This window comes from Mesorhizobium sp. LSHC420B00 (assembly GCF_000503055.1).
Taxonomy (GTDB): domain Bacteria; phylum Pseudomonadota; class Alphaproteobacteria; order Rhizobiales; family Rhizobiaceae; genus Mesorhizobium.
The window spans coordinates 1-18,630 of the sequence record NZ_AYVY01000041.1 but is presented as its reverse complement, the minus strand read 5'-3'; the positions used below and the strand labels follow the sequence as shown (position 1 = coordinate 18,630).

The window sequence follows — 18,630 nt, the reverse complement described above, 5'->3', positions numbered from 1 at the left end:
CCGCCAATCAAACGTCGATCACTGCCCATAAGGAGGGCTTATGCCGGAGCTCAATTCACGACAGCTGGTTTCGCAGCTTCCTCCGCTTCAGGCGATCCGGGTATTCGAGGCGGTGGCGCGGCATCTCTCCTTCACCAAGGCCGCCCAGGAGCTTGGCATGACGCAGGCGGCGGCAAGCTATCAGATCAAGCTTCTGGAGGAGCGCATCGGCGCGCCCTTGTTCCTGCGCCAACCAAAACAGATCGTGCTGACCGAACCCGGCCAGCGCCTGGCACCTGCGGTCAGCGAAGCGTTCGCGCTGTTGAGCGGCGCCTATGCCGCCGCGCGCACCGGCGCCGATGGCGTGCTTTGCGTTTCGACGCTGCTGACCTTTGCCTCCAATTGGCTGGCGCAGCATCTCGGTTCGTTCCAGGTCGCGCATCCGTCGCTGGCGGTGCGCGTCGATACTTCGAACAGGGTTGTCGACTTTGCCAGAGAGGATATCGACATCGCCATCCGCTCCGGCGGCGGCAACTGGCCGGGCGTCGAGACCCATATGCTTTTCAGGGCCGATTTCACGCCGGTTCTCAGCCCAAAACTCGCGGCCAGCATCGGCGGCGTCAACGAACCGGCCGACCTGCTGCGGCTGCCGATCCTCGACCCGGGCGACATCTGGTGGCGGGATTGGTTTGCCGCCGCCGGCCTGCCGGTCGCGGAATTGGCCAAACGCACCGGCACCAGCATGGGCGCGCAGGCCTACGAGGCCAATGCCGCGATTGCCGGCCATGGCGTGGCGATCGTCACCAAGGCGCTGTTCAAGACCGAACTTGCCGACGGCCGCCTGATTCAGCCCTTCGATCTTGTTGGTGACGACGGCCATGCCTATTGGCTGGTCTATCCGACGGCGCGGCGCAACGTGCCGAAGATCCGCGCCTTTCGTGATTGGATCCTGAACGAGATCGCTTGCCAATAGGCCGAAACCAGGCCACCCGGACAGCAAAGCTCCGGCTTTTGGCGGCGCGATGAGCCCGACCCAACCCTTCTCCACATATACCGCGAGTGTCCCAGGCTTGCCGCTGCACGAGACCAGCGTGCTGCGCTGCAGCAACGAATCCGGCTTGACATAATTCACGGTAAGTGAGTAATTGCTCACAGCCAAGGCAAATGCTCATCTTGGTTCATGGGAGGAATTTTGATGAAACTTCGCACGTTCACCCTAGGCCTGTTGTCGGCCAGCGCGCTTGCTTTCGCCGCGCATGCCGAATCCATCACCATCGCCACGGTCAACAATGGCGACATGGTCCGCATGCAGAAGCTGACCGACGACTTCACCGCCAAGAATCCCGACGTCCAGCTGCAGTGGGTCACGCTCGAGGAAAACGTCCTGCGCGAGCGCGTCACCACCGACATCGCCACCAAGGGCGGCCAGTACGACGTGATGACCATCGGCACCTATGAGGTGCCGATCTGGGCCAAGCAGAGTTGGCTCCTGCCGCTCGACAAGCTCGGCGACGACTATGACGTCAAGGACATCATCCCGGCTATTGCCGGCGGCCTGTCGGTCGACGGCAAGCTCTACGCCGCGCCTTTCTACGGCGAAAGCTCCTTCGTCATGTACCGCAAGGACCTGATGGAGAAGGCCGGGCTCAAGATGCCCGACGCGCCGACCTGGGACTTCATCAAGCAGGCTGCCGACAAAATGACCGACCGCGCCAACGGCGTGAACGGCGTCTGCCTGCGCGGCAAGGCCGGCTGGGGCGAGAACATGGCCTTCCTGACCGCCATGTCGAACTCGTTCGGCGCGCGCTGGTTCGACGAGAACTGGAAGCCGCAATTCGACCAGCCCGAGTGGAAGAACACGCTGCAGTTCTATGTCGATCTGATGAAGGCCGATGGCCCCGAGGGCGCATCATCCAACGGCTTCAACGAAAACCTGGCGCTATTCCAGCAGGGCAAATGCGGCATGTGGATCGACGCCACTGTCGCCGCTTCCTTCGTCTCTGATCCGAAGAACTCCACCGTCGCCGACAAAGTTGGCTATGCGCTGGCCCCGGACAATGGCCTCGGCAAGCGCGGCAATTGGCTCTGGGCCTGGTCGCTGGCCATCCCCGCCGGCACCCAGAAGGCCGACGCCGCTCAAAAGTTCGTATCCTGGGCAACCAGCAAGCACTATGCCGAGCTCGTCGCCTCGAAGGAAGGCTGGGCCAACGTTCCGCCGGGAACGCGCTCCTCACTCTATGCCAATCCCGAGTACCAGAAGGCGGCACCTTTCGCCAAGATGACGCTGGACTCGATCAACTCCGCCGATCCGACGCACCCAACCGTCAAGCCGGTGCCTTATGTCGGCGTACAGTTCGTCGCCATTCCTGAGTTCCAGGGCCTCGGCACCACTGTCGGCCAGCTCTTCTCGGCGGCACTTGCCGGCCAGTCGAGCGTCGACGATGCCCTGAAGCAGGCGCAGGACGCCGCCACCGCGACGATGACCGAGGGCGGTTACATCAAGTAGGCTCCTCCCGGTGCCGGTTGCCAATGGCGACCGGCAACGGCCGCCCGAATCCCAGTTCGGGCGGCCGGCTATCACACCGCTGAAAACTTGGCTGACCTCGAAGGGTGACCGTCATGGCTACTCAGCAGACCCGTTCGCTTGCCCGCTTCATGATGGCGCCATCCGTGGTGCTGCTGCTGGTTTGGATGATTGTACCGCTGGCATTCACGCTGTGGTTCTCCTTCCAGCAGTACAATCCGCTCAATCCGATGCGCGACGGCTTCGTCGGGTTTTCGAACTACGCGCTGTTCTATTCCAACCCGGCATTCCTGCAGTCGATCCTCAACACGCTCACCATCGTCGTCAGCGTGCTTTTGATCACGGTGATCGGCGGTATCCTGCTGGCCCTTCTGCTCGATCAGCCGATGTGGGGACAGGGCATCGTCCGCATCCTCGTCATCTCGCCGTTCTTCGTCATGCCGCCGGTGGCGGCACTGGTCTGGAAGAACATGATCATGCATCCGCAATACGGCGTCTTCGCCGATATTGCGCGCTTCTTCGGCGGGCAGCCGATCGACTGGTTCGGGCAGCACCCGCTTTTGGCCATCATCATCATCGTCGCCTGGCAGTGGCTGCCGTTTGCAACGCTGATCCTGTTGACCGCGCTTCAGTCGCTCGACGGCGAGCAGAAGGAAGCCGCCGAAATGGACGGCGCCGGCTTCATCAGCCGCTTCATCTATTTGACGCTGCCGCATATGTCGCGCGCCATAACCGTGGTCATCCTGATCCAGACCATCTTCCTGCTGTCGGTCTATGCCGAGATCCTCGTCACCACCAATGGCGGCCCGGGTTATGCCTCCACCAACCTGCCCTTCCTCGTCTACCAGAAGGCATTGCTGGAGTTCAAAATCGGCCAGGCTTCCGCCGGCGGTATCATCGCAGTCATTCTCGCCAACATCGTCGCCTTCTTCGCCATGCGCGCCGTGGGCAAGAATTTGGACAAATAAGGGAGGATAGGATGGCACGTGCGCTGAACCACCCCCACTCCGTCCCGCTGCGCGGGACACCTCTCCCCCTGCCCGAGGGAGAGGAAACGCCTGCATCGAAGCCGCGCCCTTCCTCTACCCCGTCGATCGGGGGAGAGGTGGTTTGCGCAGCAAACCGGAGTGGCGGGTCGACCCTGCCACCAACATCGCCGATAGGGAGGACCTGACCATGGCACGTGCAGTCACCACCCAGCACAAGACGATTGCGACCGCGGCCGCCTGGATCGTCGCGCTGCTGATCTTCTTCCCGATCCTCTATACGATCATCACTTCGTTCAAATCGGAGCAGGAGGCCATCCAGGGCTTCAACTTGTTCCCGTCGGGAACCACGGAGAGCTATTCCGAGGTCCAGGCGCAGAACGGTTATTTCAAATTCTTCCTGAACTCGGTGTTCCTGTCGGTCGGCTCGACCGTCCTGGCTCTGCTCGTCGCCGTACCGGCGGCATGGTCGATGGCGTTTTCGCCAGGCAAACGCACCAAGGACATCCTGATGTGGATGCTTTCCACCAAGATGATGCCGGCCGTCGCTGTGCTGTTTCCGATCTATCTGATCTTCCGCGATACCGGACTGCTCGACAGCCGCATCGGCCTGATGGTCATGCTGATGCTGATCAACCTGCCGATCGTGGTCTGGATGCTCTACACCTATTTCCGCGAGATTCCGGGCGAGATCCTGGAAGCGGCGCGCATGGACGGCGCATCGCTCTGGAACGAGATCATCTACGTGCTGACGCCGATGGCGGTGCCGGGCATCGCCTCGACCATGCTGCTCAACATCATTCTCGCCTGGAACGAGGCGTTCTGGACGATCCGGCTGACCACCACTGAGGCAGCGCCGCTCACCGCCTTCATCAGCTCCTTCTCCAGTCCGCAGGGGCTGTTCTGGGCCAAGCTTTCGGCCGCCTCGACGCTGGCGATCGCGCCGATCCTGATCATGGGCTGGTTCAGCCAGAAGCAGCTGGTCCGCGGCCTGACATTTGGGGCAGTTAAGTAACGGAAACTGCCTGACGCAAAACGACGAAATAGCCCTTCGGGGGAGGAAATCATGGGAAACATCACGCTCAAGAACGTCTCCAAATCCTTCGGGGCGACATCCATCATTCCCGGGCTCGACCTGGTCATCGAGAACGGCGAGTTCGTCGTCTTCGTCGGCCCGTCAGGCTGCGGCAAGTCAACGCTGTTGCGTCTGATCGCTGGCCTCGAGGACACCAGCGGCGGCACCATCATCATTGATGGCCGCGACGTCACCGGCGAGGCGCCGGCCAAGCGCAAGCTGGCCATGGTGTTCCAGTCCTATGCGCTTTACCCGCATATGACGGTGGCCAAGAACATCGCTTTCCCGCTGAAGATGGCGGGCGAGGACCAGGCGACCATCGACAAGAAGGTGAAGGACGCCGCCCGCATCTTGAACCTCACCAACTACCTAGATCGCCGCCCCGGCCAGCTCTCCGGCGGCCAGCGGCAGCGCGTCGCCATCGGCCGCGCCATCGTGCGCCAGCCTTCCGCCTTCCTGTTCGACGAGCCTTTGTCCAATCTCGACGCGGCGCTGCGCGGCACCATGCGGCTGGAGATCAGCGAGCTGCATCACCAGCTCAAGACCACCATGGTCTACGTCACCCACGACCAGATCGAGGCGATGACCATGGCCGACAAGATCGTCGTGCTCAACGCCGGCAATATCGAGCAGGTCGGCTCGCCGATGGAGCTCTACAAGACACCGAAGAACCTGTTCGTCGCCGGTTTCATCGGCTCGCCGAAGATGAACCTGATCGAAGGCGAGCCGGCCGCCAAATATGGCGCCAGGACAGTCGGCATCCGCCCGGAGCATATGAACATTTCGAAGACGTCAGGCGACTGGAAGGCGACCGTCGGCGTTGCCGAACATCTCGGCTCCGACACGTTTTTGCACGTCCAGGCGGATGGTGTCGGGCAGCTGACGGTGCGTGCCGACGGCGAACTTGCCGCCCATCACGGCGACACAATCTATCTGACACCGGACAAGACCAAGCTGCATCGTTTTGGCGCCGATGGGAAGGCGATGCTGCAATGAGGCTCGGAGGTAAATCGGCGCTGATCACCGGATCGGCGCGCGGCATCGGCAGGGCGTTTGCCGAAGCCTACATGCGGGAGGGCGCGACCGTCGCCATCGGCGACATCAATCTCGAGGCTGCCGAGAAGACGGCTTCGGAAATCGGCGGCAACGCCTACGCGGTGAAGCTGGACGTCACCGATCTCGTGTCGATAGATGCGGCTGTCAAGGCGGTCGAAACCAGAGCCGGCGGCCTCGATATTTTGATCAACAACGCTGCGTTGTTCGACCTGGCGCCGATCGTCGAGATCAGCAAGGCAAGCTACGACAAATTGTTCTCGGTCAACGTCGCCGGCACACTGTTTACGCTTCAGGCTGCGGCCCGTTCGATGATCGCCCGCGGCAAGGGCGGCAAGATCATTAACATGGCAAGCCAGGCCGGGCGCCGCGGCGAGGCGCTGGTCGCCGTCTACTGCGCCACCAAGGCGGCGGTCATCTCGCTCACCCAGTCGGCAGGGCTGGACCTGATCAAGCACGGCATCAATGTCAACGCGATAGCACCGGGGGTCGTCGACGGCGAGCATTGGGATCACGTCGATGCCCTGTTCGCCAAGTTCGAGAACCGGCCGAAAGGCGAAAAGAAGAGGCTGGTCGGCGAAGCCGTGCCTTATGGCCGCATGGGCACGGCGCAAGACCTCACCGGCATGGCGGTGTTCCTGGCCAGCGATGAGGCCGAATACATCATTGCCCAGACCTACAATGTCGATGGCGGCCAGTGGATGAGTTGAGGGGGCGAGGGCGCTCTTCTCCCCGTCTCCTCCACGGGGGAAGAGCCGTCCCGCTAAAGGGTAAAAGCAGATGTCCGTGAAACTCTCTTCTTCCATACTCGCCAAGCTTCCGCCCAAGGTCGCCGGCCCGAAATACGATCGCGCCGCGCTCAAGGCCGGCATCGTGCATTTCGGCGTCGGCAATTTCCATCGCTCGCATCAGGCCGTCTATCTCGACGACCTCTTCAATTCGGGCGTCGGTCACGACTGGGCCATCGTTGGCGCCGGCGTCTTCGAGGGCGAGAAGGTCGGCCGCGGCAAGCTGCAGGAACAGGACTGGCTGACCACAGTGGTCGAGCAGGACAGCGGCCATATGAGCGCGCGCGTCACCGGCGTCATGATCGACTTCCTGGTGCCGGGCGACGCGACCGCAATTGTCGAGCGGCTTGCCGATCCGGCGATCAAGATCGTTTCCCTGACCATCACCGAGGGTGGCTATTTCATCGATCCGGCTTCTGGCGTGTTCAATCCGACGCATCCCGACATCATTGCCGACGCTGAGCCGGGGGCGACGCCGAAGACCGTATTCGGCCTCATCCTCGCTGGGCTGCTGCGCCGCCGCGCCAATGGCATCGTGCCCTTCACCATCATGTCCTGCGACAACATCCCCCACAACGGCCACGTCACTTCCGATGGCGTCATCGGCCTTGCCCGGCTGATCGACGAGGATCTGGCAAACTGGGTGAACGAAAACGTCGCCTTTCCCAATGGCATGGTCGACCGCATCACGCCGGCCACCACCGATCGCGAGCGCGGCATTCTCTCCAGCGAGTTCGGTCTCGACGACAATTGGCCGGTGTTTTGCGAGCCGTTCAAGCAATGGGTGCTGGAGGACCGTTTCACCGACGGAAGGCCGCCGCTGGAACAGGTCGGCGTGCAGTTCGTCAGCGATGTCGCGCCCTATGAGCTGATGAAGATCCGCATCCTCAATGGCGGACATGCGACCATCGCCTATCCGGCCGGGCTGATGGACATCCATTTCGTCCATGAGGCGATGCAGGAGCCGCTGGTACGCGGCTTTCTCGACAAGCTCGAGCATGACGAGATCATCCCGACGGTGCCACCGGTGCCGGACACCGTGCTGGAGGACTATTACCAGCTCATCAAGCACCGGTTCTCTAACCCGAAAATCGGCGACACCATACGCCGGCTTTGCCTCGACGGCTCCAACCGCCAGCCGAAATTCATCATTCCGACCATCGCCGACCGGCTGAAGGCCGGCAAGAGCGTCACCGGCCTGGCGCTGGAATCGGCGCTCTGGTGCCGCTACTGTTTCGGCACGACGGATTCCGGTGCCGTCACCGAGCCCAACGACCCGAATTGGAGCCGGCTGCAGGCGACGGCAAGGGCGGCCAGGGACATGCCTGCCGCCTGGCTTGCCATGGAGGACATCTATGGCGATGTCGGCCGCTCGCCGCCGTTCGCCGAAGCGTTCGCCCATGCGCTCAAATCGCTGTGGGCGGACGGCGCGCGCGCGACACTGACGCGCTATCTCGCCGGCGACCTCTGAAGCCGATCCAGCGCGATGACGCCTGAACTGGTCATTTTCGACTGTGACGGCGTGCTGGTGGATAGCGAGATGCTGTCCGTCTCGGCATTGCTGGAGATGATCGCGCTTGCCGGCGGCAACGTCAGCGAGGACGTTGCCTACGAGCACTTCCTCGGCAAGAGCATGAAGAGCGTCCGCGAAATCCTCGCAAGCGACTTCGGGCTCGATCTCACCGACCAGCATCTGACCGAGATGCGCTCCGAACTGATGCGCAAGTTTCGCCAGGAGCTGAAACCGATGCCAGGCATGGCACAGGTCCTGCCGAAGCTCGGCGTGCCGTGCTGCGTCGCCTCCTCCGGCACGCTGGAGCGGATCCGCTATGCGCTCAAGGTTACGGGGTTGCTTGGGCTGCTGGAGCCGCATTTGTTCAGCGCTGCCATGGTGGCGCGGGGCAAACCGGCGCCCGATCTTTTTCTCCATGCGGCTGCTAAAATGGGAGCGGACCCGCGAAACTGCCTCGTCGTCGAGGACAGCCCGGCCGGCATCGAAGCGGCGCGGGTGGCAGGCATGCGCGTCCTTGCCTTCACCGGGGGCTCGCACACCGGCAACCCGGCACTGAAAGCGCGGCTTGCGTCGAGTGAGCCGGACTTTATATTCGCTGACATGCTGCAATTGCCCGATCTGATTGCAGGCCTGGGAGCGAGAGCAAGAACACCTTGACCAACAGTTTCGTTTGCGCGGTCGATGTCGGCACCGGAAGCGCCCGTGCCGGCATTCTCGACACCGGTGGCGCCTTGCTCGGCCGCGCCGAGCACCCGATCGCCATGCAACAGCCGAAGGCCGACCACGCCGAGCACGATTCGCAGGATATATGGTCGGCGGTGTGCATGGCCGTCCGCGCTGCCCGCGAAAAGGCGCGCGTGAAGGCTGAGGATATCGTCGGCATCTCCTTTGACGCCACCTGCTCGCTGGTGGTGCGGGACCGGCATGGCGGCCAGCTCAGCGTGTCCGTCACTGGCGAAAGACGCTGGGACACCATCGTCTGGCTCGACCATCGCGCCATTGCCGAGGCCGACGAATGCACCGAAAGCGGCCATGCCGTGCTCGACTATATCGGCGGCGTCATGTCGCCGGAAATGGAGACGCCCAAGCTGATGTGGCTGAAGCGCAACCTACCCGGAGCATGGAACGAAGCCGGCTACCTATTCGACCTCACCGACTTCCTCACCTGGAAGGCGACCGGCTCGCTCGCCCGTTCGCAATGCACGCTGACCGCCAAATGGACCTATCTGGCCCATGAAGAGACCGGCTGGCGGCGCGACTTCTTCGAAGCGGTCGGGCTCGGCGACGTTTTCGAGCACGGCAATCTGCCGGGAAAGGCAAGCCCGGTCGGCGCAGATATCGGTGCGCTCAACACGCAAGCCGCGGCGGAGCTTGGCCTCACCGAAAAATGCCGGGTTGGCGCCGGCGTCATCGATGCCTATGCCGGCGCGCTTGGCGTGCTCGGCGGCTTCGCCGGTGACGCGACCAACATCGGCCGCCATCTGGCTCTGATCGCCGGCACGTCGAGTTGCGTCATGGCGATGTCGCCCGATCCGCAGCCTTTCGCCGGTGTTTGGGGTCCTTACTATGGCGCCGCCCTTCCCGGCCTGTGGCTGTCGGAAGGTGGCCAGTCAGCCACCGGCGCGCTGCTCGATCACATCATCCGCTGGCATGGCGCCGGCGGCGAGCCGGATGCCGCCATGCATGCCAGGATCGCCCGCCGCGTCGCCGAGCTGCGCGCCGCTGAAGGAGACAACCTCGCCGCCAGGCTGCATGTGCTGCCCGATTTTCACGGTAACCGCTCGCCGCTCGCCGACCCGCATGCCGTAGGCGTCATCAGCGGGCTGACGCTGGATTCGTCCTTCGACAGTCTGTGCAAGCTCTATTGGCGCACCGCTGTCAGCATCGCGCTTGGCGTCCGCCATGTGCTGGAGGCGCTGAACGAGAACGGCTATCTGATCGACACGCTGCATGTCACCGGCGGCCACACCAAGAACCCCTTGCTGATGGAGCTCTATGCCGACGCCACCGGATGCACGGTGGTCGAGCCGCTGGCGGACGAGGCGGTGCTGCTCGGCACCGGCATGATTGCCGCCACCGCTGCCAGGCTTTTTCCCGATTTGAACGCCGCTTGCGTCGCCATGCAGCAAGGCGGCAGGACGCGCGAGCCCAATCCGGCTGCCGCCGGCCGGTTCGATCGCGACTACCGCGTGTTTCTCGAGATGCATCGGCAAAGGCAGGCGCTGGACGCGATCCGATAGATCGGGATCGGCGGCTATCTCTGGTTCCAGCGCCGGACGACCGGTTCGTCAAGGCCGTGCTCATAACCGATCACGCTTACGCTGGCGGTATCCAGCACGAAAAGCGCGCCGTCTTGCGGTGGCAGGCCGAGCCAGCGTGCGGCTAGCACCCTCAGGAAATGCGAACTTGAGAAGACCAGGACATTGCCGCTGGCCTCGAGCAACTGGCTGACGATCCGGTCCGCCCTCGAGCCTACATCCGTGGCGGACTCGCCGCGCGGGCAGCCGTCGCGAAAGAGCCGCCAACCGGGACGCTCGGCGAGGATTTGCTTGGTGGTCAATCCCTCATAGGCACCATAATCCCACTCCGCCAGATCGTCCTTCTTCACGCCTGACGAGCCGAAGCCGGCCAGCGCACAGGTGTTGAAGGCGCGCTGCGACGGGCTCGACCACACCGCCGAGAAGGATAGACCCTTTAGCCGCTCAGTGACCCGCCTTGCCGCGTCCTCGCCGGCCGGCGTCAGCGGTATGTCGGTCCGGCCGGTATGTTTTCCGGACGCACTCCATTCCGTCTCGCCATGCCGAACCAGATAGATTTCGGGAAACGCGCTCATCAGGCTGCCTTTCAAAGGAATCCACCGTGACCATAGCGGCTTCCATGGCCTCTCCAATAGCCTGCATTGAGCCGACTGGCTTAACCCTTCCGCAAGTCAGCCTCTTGCCACCGGTGCCCATTTCATAGACAAACCCGTCGTAATGCGGAATCCGGCCGATCTTGGCCATTTTCCGCGCTGAGACGCGGCTTCCGGCTCTTGCCGACGTGCCGCAATCGGATAGGCGGAAAAAATGTCTGCGATCGAAGCCGACGCTCGCGCGCCGGAAAACCTTTGGCGTCGGGAAATCAGGGCGATGCTGGCGCTCGCCTGGCCGATGGTGCTGACCAATCTCGGTCAGACCGCGATGACCGCTATCGACGTCATGATGATGGGGCGGCTGGGGCCGGACACGCTGGCCAGCGGTGCGCTTGGTGCCAACCTTTACTTCATGCCGCTGATCTTTGGACTTGGCCTGATGCTGGCGACCTCGCCGATGATGGCGACCGAGCTCGGCCGTCGCCGCCACTCGGTCCGCGACCTGCGCCGCACCGTGCGCCAGGGCCTGTGGCTGGCGATCCTCATTTGCATTCCGATCTGGGTCTTTCTCTGGCACGGCGAGAGCGTGTTGCTGGCCATGGGTCAGGAACCGGCGCTGGCGCATCAGGCCGGCATCTATCTGCGCTGGCTCGAATGGGCGGTGCTGCCCTTTTTCGGCTACATCGTCCTGCGCTCGTTCATTTCGGCGCTGGAGCGGCCGGGCTGGGCACTGATCATCGTCTTCGTTGCCGTCGCCTGCAACGCCTTTTTCAACTGGCTGTTCATGTTCGGCAATCTCGGCATCCAATCGATGGGCATCGCCGGCTCCGGCCTTGCAACCACTCTGTCCAGCACGCTTATGTTCGCCGGCATGGCGGCGGTGGTGATGCTTGAGAAGAAATTCCGGCGCTATCGTCTGTTCGGACGCTTCTGGCGGGCCGACTGGCCGCGCTTCAAGGGCCTGCTGCGGCTCGGCCTGCCCATCGCCGGTCTGCTGGCCTTCGAGGTGACGATCTTCAACGCGGCGGCCTTTCTCATGGGTCTGATCGATGCGGCTTCGCTTGCCGCCCATGCGATCGCCATCCAGATCGCCTCGATCACCTTCATGGTGCCGCTCGGCCTCAACCAGGCGGTGACGGTGCGCGTCGGACTTGCCCACGGCGCCGGCAATCCGGAAGGTGTCAGCCGGGCCGGCTGGACCGCGTATGTCGTCGGTGTCTCCTTCATGGCGCTAATGGGGCTAGTGATGATCCTGTGGCCGCATCTCTTGATCGGCGCCTTCATCGATCTGGGCAATCCGGCTAATGCCGAGGTGGTGGCGCTTGCCGTGTCGTTCCTCGCCTTTGCCGCGCTGTTCCAGGTTTTTGACGGTGCGCAGGCGGTCGCCAGCGGCATGCTGCGCGGTCTGCACGACACCAAGGTACCGATGATCTATGCCGCGATCGGCTATTGGGGCATCGGCCTGCCGCTCGGCGTGCTGCTCGCCTTCCGGTTCGGCTTCAACGGCGTCGGCATCTGGATCGGCCTGTCGTCCGGGCTGGCGGTGGTCGCCGCGCTCCTGCTGGGACGCTGGCTGCGGCGGGACAGGATCGCGCCGCCGCTGGTGTTCGGGCGTTGAATTGCTGGTCGCCCGCTCAGCGGGCCGCCGCCCGCTGTTCCAGCGAGCGCGCATATTGCGTCAGCGGAAAGCACATGACGAAGAAGATCAGCGCTACCAGCCCATAGACTTTGAACGGTTCGAAGGTCGCATTGTTGATCGCGTTGGATGTCCTTACCAGCTCCTCGAAACCGATGATTGAGGTCAGCGCGGTCGACTTGATCAGCTGCACCAGGAAGCCGACGGTCGGGGCGCGGGTGATCGAAAACGCCTGCGGCAGGATGATCAGCCGGAGTTCCTGCAGATAGTGCAGGCCGAGGCTGGCGCCGGCGTCCCACTGGCCGCGCGGCAGCGCATCGACGCCGCCGCGCCAGATCTCGGCGAGATAGGCGCTGGCAAAGAAGGTCAGGCCAAGCACCGCCGCGGTCCACGGCTCGATGCGCAGGCCCAGCATCGGCAAGCCGAAGAACATCAGGAAGAGCTGCATCAGCAGCGGCGTGCCCTGGAAAAGCGCGATGTAGCCGGAGGCAAACCGGCGCGCCCATTTATTCTTGGCGATCCGGAAGAACAGCACGATCATGCCGACCACGGCGCCGCCGACAAAGGCAGCCAACGACAACAGCACCGTCCAGCGCGCCGCCAGCAGCAGGTTGCGCAGAATATCCCAGAAGGTGAATTCGATCATGATACGCCGGCTCCGAGAAGCCGGCGTCCGCCGCCAATCAGCAGACGGCGCAGCCCAATCGACAGGATGAGATAGACCACCGTCACCACGAAGTAGGTCTCGAAAGCCCGGAACGTGCGCGCCTGCAGCATGTCGGCCTCGTAGGTCAGCTCGCGCACCGCGATCTGCGACACCACGGCGGATTCCAGCATCATGATGACGATCTGGCTGGTCAGCGCCGGATAGATCACCTTGAGCGCCTGCGGCAGCACGATCTTGATGAAGACCTGGCGCGGCCTGAGCCCAAGCGCCATTGCCGCTTCCGTCTGCCCGGGCGGCACCGCGTCGAGTCCGGCGCCAACGATCTCGATCGTGTAGGCCGCCATGTTGAGCGTCATCGCCAGCATGGCCGCCAGCACGGGATCGAGCCTCACGCCGATGCTTGGCAGCCCGAAGAAGATGAAGAACAGCTGCACCAGGAACGGCGTGTTGCGGATCACCTCGACATAGACGCCGATCGCCCGCTTGAGCAGCAGCGGGCCGTTCCGCCGCCCTGCGGCGCCGAGGATGCTGAGCAACGTTCCCGCCAGCGTGGTCACGGCGATCAACAGGATCGTCGTGGCCGCGCCGCGCGCGATCGCCCCTGTCGCCCCGGCAAGCCAGCCGAAGTCGAGGCTATAGGTCACCGGCCGTCAATCCTTGAGATTGGCGGGATCGAGCGGTGTCTTCAGCCAGGCCTTCGAGCTTTCGTCCAGTTTGCCGTCGGCCAGCATCTTGGCAACCGCATCGTTGACCGCTTGCTTGAGGCGGTCTTCCTTCTTGTTGAGGCCGATATGCGATGGCGAGGTGAGAAGCTGGAATTTCTGTTCCGGCTTCAGCGCCTCCTGGCGGGCGAGCACCTGGGCGCCGACATCGTTGCCGACCACCATCAGCTGGGTCTGGCCCGAAATGAAGGCCTGGATGACGGAATTGTAGTTGTCGAAGCGGCGGATGTCGGCCGAGGCGGGTGCTGCCTCGGTCAGCGAGGTGTCCTCCAGCGTGCCGCGATTGACGGCGATCGACTTGTCGGCAAGGTCTTCCTTGCCTTTGACCGCAAGTGCTGCCGGGCCGATGACGGCGATGTAGTAAGGCGCGTAGGCGGCGGCGAAATCGATCACCTGCTCACGCTCCTTGGAATAGCCGACGCTCATCAGCAGGTCGACGCGCTTGTCGGTCAGGTACGGAATGCGGTTCTGCCCGGTCACGCTGACCAGATTGAGCTTGACCTTGAGCTGGTCGGCGATGGATTGCGCCACGTCGATGTCGTAGCCCTTGATGCTCATATCGGCGCTGGCCGAGGAGAAGGGCGGGAAATCGGAAAAGATGCCGACATTGATGGCGCCGGCCTTGACGATGTCGTCGATCGCGTCGGCATTGACGGCCTGGGTGGTGAAACCAAGACCGGCCGCACCGAGCATCAGCACGGCGGCGATGGATGATTTGAGTTTCATGTGAAGTGTCATTTTTATTCCCCTGCTGGAAGCTTGTTTGTTTGAGTGCAACCGCCGGCTCCAGCGCGGCGGTAGCCTTTGGATTCCCTAGTGGACCATGATCGTCTCCGAAAAACGGTTCCCACTTTTTCGGGGTCATGGTCGAACGCGTCAGCCCGCCTTGCCGGTGATTGCCGGGCTGAAGACCATCAGGCTGAGGATCTCGAACAGCACCTGCGCGCCGGCATGCGCCGTGTTGGTGGTTGCGTCGTACTGCGGTGCCACCTCGACGACGTCGCCGCCGACGATGTTGAGGCCTTTCAGGCCGCGCAGCAGCTCGAGCACTTCGCGCGTCGTCAGCCCGCCGACTTCCGGTGTGCCGGTGCCCGGCGCAAAGGCCGGATCGACGCTGTCTATGTCGAACGAGACATAGGTCGGGCCGTCGCCGACTATCCTGCGCGCCTTCTCGATGATGGCGGGAATGCCGAGGCCGGTCACCTCTTCGGCATGTACCACGGTCATGCCGGACTCATAGGTGAACTCCCAAAGGTACTCGGCCGAGCCGCGAATGCCGATCTGGATGGTGCGGCTCGGGTCGAGCACGCCGTCCAGCACCGCGTTGCGGAACGGCCCGCCATGGTGGAACTTGGTCATGTCGAACAGGCCGCTGGTATCGCAATGGGCGTCGATATGGATCATGCCCACCGGCGCCTTCTTGCCGACAGCCTTCAGGATCGGGTGGCTGATCGAATGGTCGCCGCCGACTGACAAGGGCAGGACGCCGGCGTCGACGATCTGGTTGGTGCGGCGTTCGATGTCGTCATGGCTGGTCTCCAGCCGGTAGCGGCTCTGGAACGGCACGTCGCCAATGTCGGCGACTTTCAGCTCATGCGTCGGTGCGCATTCCAGCACATGATTGTAGGGGCCGATGCGCTCGATGGCGCGCAGCGCCCTTGGCCCGAAACGGGCGCCCGGCCGGTTGGTGACGCCCAGATCCATCGGCACACCGATCATCGCCACCTGAAGATCGCCGAAATCCGGATTGTCGGCGGCGATTTCACGATAGGGCGCCGCGAGGAAGGTCGGGATGCCGGAATAGGGCGCCAGCCGCGTGCCGGTCTTGGAGAAGATCTTGTCGGCGACACGCTGGAATTTCGGGTCGAACATTTCGCCGCCATGGCTCTCGCCGTATTTGCGGCGCAGCGCTTCGAGCTTGCCACGGTCATAACCCATGTCGGTCCTCCATGGCTGGTGCAGCGCGGACGGCGGCCTCGATAGCCGCAGCCGTTGGCTGCCTGCAGATTTCACGTCTTGATGCAATGCTTGGGCAAAGTGTCCTGTAGCTGCATTGAAAAATCAATTGATATTGTTAGGGTGTTCGCTGTGAGAAAATCTCACAGAGCTTAGGTTCCAAATGGCCAAGCGTTTGCCACCGCTCAACCCGCTGCGCGCCTTCGAGGCGACGGCGCGCCATGCCTCGCTGACCAAGGCGGCGGCCGAGCTCAACGTCACCCACGGTGCCATCAGCCATCAGATCAAGGCGCTCGAGCAATCGTTGGGCGTCAAGCTGTTCGAGCGTGCCGGCCAGCGGGTGAAGCTGACGCCGCACGGCGCCGAATTGCTGCCGGCGGTGTCGACAGCCTTCGACGGCATTGCCGCCGCCACGCAGCGCATGACACGGCCGGCCAGCACCGGCGCGCTATCGGTATCCTGCGTGCCGGCGCTGCTATTGCTGTGGATGATCCCGCGGCTGGGCAGCTTCACTTCGCAATATCCGGATATCCGGCTGACGCTGATCCCATCCAATGATGCCAAGGACGTCCGCGCACCGCATATCGATGTCTGCGTGCACTATGGTGACGGCAGCTGGACCGATTGCTGGATGCGCAAATGGTCGGGTCTCGAACTGTTCCCGGTGGTCAGCCCGACGCTGATCAACAACCGCCCGATCCGCACCGTCCGCGACCTCGCCGATCACGTCTTCCTGCATGGCGACGACGGCCGCGAATGGCACACCTGGCTGGCCGCCGCCGATGCGCTGGACCTGGAGCGCGGCCGCCGCCACCATCTCGGCGACGCGCGCATGGCGACCGAGGCCGCAGTCCACGGCCATGGCGTGGCGCTCGGCGACACGGTGACGGCAAGCGGACTGCTCGCCAGGGGTCTGCTTGTCGCGCCATTCAGCCTTTCCGTGCCGGCCGTCGACGATTTCTACGTCGTCTGCCGCAACGAGATGCGGTCGGCGCCGATCGTGCAATTGTTCATCGACTGGCTGTTTGCCGAGAAAGAGCAGGCCGATCGCCGCGCCGACGCGCCGGTGGCAGGCCGCATCGGCTTTCGCCGCAAGCGTCCAGCGCTCAAGGTGGTCGGCGCCAAGACCGCATCCTGAGGCCGAAACTGCCGTGGGCGCCGCTTGCCGCAGGGGCTTCTTTTTGTCGGGCCAGCCCGCAAAGCGGGAGGCGCTTTCAAAAATTCGATGCTAAGAGCCATTTGGAGCAATTCTAGGAAAAGTGCGCAGCGGTTTTCCATCCGGAATTGCGCTAAACAAAAGCTAGAGCGAGTAGCGAAGGCGGCATTGAGCGATGGCAAAGACCGATATAGCGCGGCGCGTCTACAACCACACCTGGAAACTCGACCCGATCGTCCGCAGCCTGCTGGACACCGATTTCTACAAGCTTTTGATGCTGCAGATGATCTGGGGCATGTATCCCAAGGTCGATACCACTTTCTCGCTGATCAACCGCACCACTTCGGTCCGCCTTGCCGAGGAGATCGACGAGGCAGAGTTGCGCGAGCAGCTCGACCATACCCGTACGCTGCGCTTCTCGAAGAAAGAGATGATCTGGCTCGGCGGCAACACCTTCTACGGCCGCAAGCAGATCTTCGAACCGGAATTCCTCGCCTGGCTGGAAAATTTCCGGCTGCCCGAATACGAGCTTTCCAGGCGCGACGGCCAATACGAGCTCACCTTCAGCGGTCCGTGGATGTATACGACGCTGTGGGAGATCCCGGCGCTGGCAATTATCAATGAACTTCGATCTCGCGCGGCCATGCGGGCGTTCGGGCCGTTTGCGCTCGATGTGCTCTATGCCCGCGCCAAGGCCAAGATGTGGGCCAAGACCGAGCGGCTGAAGGCGCTGCCCGGCATCCGCATCTCGGATTTCGGCACCCGCCGCCGTCATTCTTTCCTGTGGCAGCGCTGGTGCGTCGAAGCGTTGAAGGAAGGCATCGGCGAGGCCTTCACCGGCACCTCCAATGTGTTGCTTGCCATGGACAACGACCTCGAAGCGCTCGGCACCAACGCGCATGAACTGCCGATGGTGTTCGCCGCGCTCACCAATTCGGAAAAGGAATTGAAACAGTCGCCCTATAAGGTGCTGCAGGACTGGCAGCGCTACTACGGCGGCAACCTTCTGATCGTGCTGCCGGACACCTTCGGCACCGCGGCGTTCCTGCGCGATGCGCCGGACTGGGTCGCCGACTGGACTGGCTTCCGCCCCGACAGCGCGCCGCCGATCGAGGGCGGCGAGAAGATCATTTCCTGGTGGCGCGAAAAGGGCAAGGACCCCAAGCAGAAGCTGCTCATCTTCTCCGACGGGCTCGAGGTCGAGACCATCGAGGAGACCTACCGCCACTTCCGCGGCAAGGTGCGTATGTCCTTCGGCTGGGGCACCAACCTGACCAATGATTTCGAGGGCTGCGCGCCGACCAAGACCAACCGGCTAGACGCCATCTCGCTGGTCTGCAAGGTCACCGAAGCCAACGGCAGGCCGGCGGTCAAGCTCTCCGACAATCCGGCCAAGTCGACAGGCGACGAGAAAGAGATCGAGCGCTATCTGCGGATATTCGGCCAAAAGGACCGCGTGGAGCAGCTGGTGAAGGTGTGAGGGCCGACAAGAAGTATTTCTTGGAAAGCATGAGTTCCCGCCCACCCCCCTCTGTCCTGCCGGACATCTCCCCCTCTGAGGGGGAGATTGGCTCTCATCTCCGTTCTGGCCAACCCTCAACGAGGCAAGAAAAGCGCCGGCCGATTCAACTGCCGATCTTCCCCCAAGTGGCAGGGGAATCGCATATGGCGATTTTGGGGTTGAGTTTAGGCTGAGAAAGGATTCTTTGGAGAGGCAGTTGAGC

General features: G+C 63.1%; 17 protein-coding genes. 12 read left to right on the top strand and 5 right to left on the bottom strand.

Annotation, left to right across the window (positions count from 1 at the left end; genetic code table 11):
* The first annotated feature begins 40 nt into the window (after positions 1 to 40).
* The 9 genes from gcvA (X760_RS70590) to X760_RS70550 all read left to right on the top strand — a co-directional run bounded on the left by gcvA (X760_RS70590) (position 41) and on the right by X760_RS70550 (position 10,158).
* Positions 41 to 952: a transcriptional regulator GcvA gene (gene gcvA / locus X760_RS70590; protein ID WP_023722531.1), complete on the top strand. Its 912-nt coding sequence runs from the start codon at positions 41 to 43 to the stop codon at positions 950 to 952.
* Positions 953 to 1,174: 222 nt separating this feature from the next.
* Positions 1,175 to 2,485, top strand: a complete 1,311-nt coding sequence (locus X760_RS70585) for a sugar ABC transporter substrate-binding protein (protein WP_023722530.1) — start codon at positions 1,175 to 1,177, stop codon at positions 2,483 to 2,485.
* A 113-nt stretch (positions 2,486 to 2,598) separates the two neighbouring features.
* Complete coding sequence (locus X760_RS70580) at positions 2,599 to 3,471, top strand: sugar ABC transporter permease (protein WP_031195183.1); 873 nt, start codon at positions 2,599 to 2,601, stop codon at positions 3,469 to 3,471.
* A 208-nt stretch (positions 3,472 to 3,679) separates the two neighbouring features.
* Positions 3,680 to 4,504: a carbohydrate ABC transporter permease gene (locus X760_RS70575; protein WP_031195181.1), complete on the top strand. Its 825-nt coding sequence runs from the start codon at positions 3,680 to 3,682 to the stop codon at positions 4,502 to 4,504.
* Between the two features lie 51 nt (positions 4,505 to 4,555).
* Positions 4,556 to 5,560: an ABC transporter ATP-binding protein gene (locus tag X760_RS70570; RefSeq protein ID WP_023722527.1), complete on the top strand. Its 1,005-nt coding sequence runs from the start codon at positions 4,556 to 4,558 to the stop codon at positions 5,558 to 5,560.
* Complete coding sequence (locus X760_RS70565) at positions 5,557 to 6,327, top strand: L-iditol 2-dehydrogenase (protein WP_023722526.1); 771 nt, start codon at positions 5,557 to 5,559, stop codon at positions 6,325 to 6,327. The genes X760_RS70570 and X760_RS70565 overlap by 4 nt, the downstream gene beginning before the upstream one ends.
* 70 nt (positions 6,328 to 6,397) lie before the next feature.
* The gene (locus tag X760_RS70560) at positions 6,398 to 7,876 is read left to right on the top strand and encodes a mannitol dehydrogenase family protein (RefSeq protein ID WP_023722525.1); all 1,479 of its coding nucleotides are present in this window, start codon (positions 6,398 to 6,400) and stop codon (positions 7,874 to 7,876) included.
* A gap of 15 nt (positions 7,877 to 7,891) precedes the next feature.
* Positions 7,892 to 8,575, top strand: coding sequence for an HAD family hydrolase (locus X760_RS70555; RefSeq protein ID WP_023722524.1), 684 nt, complete (start codon positions 7,892 to 7,894; stop codon positions 8,573 to 8,575).
* The gene (locus X760_RS70550) at positions 8,572 to 10,158 is read left to right on the top strand and encodes an FGGY-family carbohydrate kinase (protein WP_023722523.1); all 1,587 of its coding nucleotides are present in this window, start codon (positions 8,572 to 8,574) and stop codon (positions 10,156 to 10,158) included. The genes X760_RS70555 and X760_RS70550 overlap by 4 nt, the downstream gene beginning before the upstream one ends.
* 14 nt (positions 10,159 to 10,172) lie before the next feature.
* Here the strand turns inward: X760_RS70550 and X760_RS70545 are convergent, their stop codons facing one another.
* Positions 10,173 to 10,754, bottom strand: a complete 582-nt coding sequence (locus tag X760_RS70545) for a histidine phosphatase family protein (RefSeq protein WP_031195179.1) — start codon at positions 10,752 to 10,754, stop codon at positions 10,173 to 10,175.
* Between the two features lie 229 nt (positions 10,755 to 10,983).
* Between X760_RS70545 and X760_RS70540 the strand changes: the two genes are divergently transcribed.
* Positions 10,984 to 12,387 (top strand): MATE family efflux transporter, encoded by a 1,404-nt coding sequence (locus X760_RS70540; RefSeq protein WP_023722521.1) that lies wholly within the window; start codon positions 10,984 to 10,986, stop codon positions 12,385 to 12,387.
* Positions 12,388 to 12,403: 16 nt separating this feature from the next.
* Here the strand turns inward: X760_RS70540 and X760_RS70535 are convergent, their stop codons facing one another.
* From X760_RS70535 to speB, 4 genes are all read right to left on the bottom strand, one after another.
* Positions 12,404 to 13,051 carry an amino acid ABC transporter permease gene (locus tag X760_RS70535; protein ID WP_023722520.1) on the bottom strand — a complete coding sequence of 216 codons (648 nt, stop codon included), beginning with the start codon at positions 13,049 to 13,051 and terminating at the stop codon, positions 12,404 to 12,406.
* On the bottom strand, positions 13,048 to 13,716 hold the full coding sequence (locus X760_RS70530) for an amino acid ABC transporter permease (RefSeq protein WP_023722519.1): 669 nt from the start codon (positions 13,714 to 13,716) through the stop codon (positions 13,048 to 13,050). The genes X760_RS70535 and X760_RS70530 overlap by 4 nt, the downstream gene beginning before the upstream one ends.
* A gap of 6 nt (positions 13,717 to 13,722) precedes the next feature.
* Positions 13,723 to 14,532 (bottom strand): transporter substrate-binding domain-containing protein, encoded by an 810-nt coding sequence (locus tag X760_RS70525; RefSeq protein ID WP_031195178.1) that lies wholly within the window; start codon positions 14,530 to 14,532, stop codon positions 13,723 to 13,725.
* A 138-nt stretch (positions 14,533 to 14,670) separates the two neighbouring features.
* On the bottom strand, positions 14,671 to 15,732 hold the full coding sequence (gene speB / locus X760_RS70520; RefSeq protein WP_023722517.1) for an agmatinase: 1,062 nt from the start codon (positions 15,730 to 15,732) through the stop codon (positions 14,671 to 14,673).
* Positions 15,733 to 15,913: 181 nt separating this feature from the next.
* On the opposite strand from speB, the gene gcvA (X760_RS70515) reads away from it, so the two are divergent.
* Positions 15,914 to 16,888, top strand: coding sequence for a transcriptional regulator GcvA (gene gcvA, locus X760_RS70515; protein WP_023722516.1), 975 nt, complete (start codon positions 15,914 to 15,916; stop codon positions 16,886 to 16,888).
* Positions 16,889 to 17,081: 193 nt separating this feature from the next.
* On the top strand, positions 17,082 to 18,386 hold the full coding sequence (gene pncB, locus X760_RS70510; protein WP_023722515.1) for a nicotinate phosphoribosyltransferase: 1,305 nt from the start codon (positions 17,082 to 17,084) through the stop codon (positions 18,384 to 18,386).
* The last annotated feature ends 244 nt before the right edge of the window (positions 18,387 to 18,630 follow it).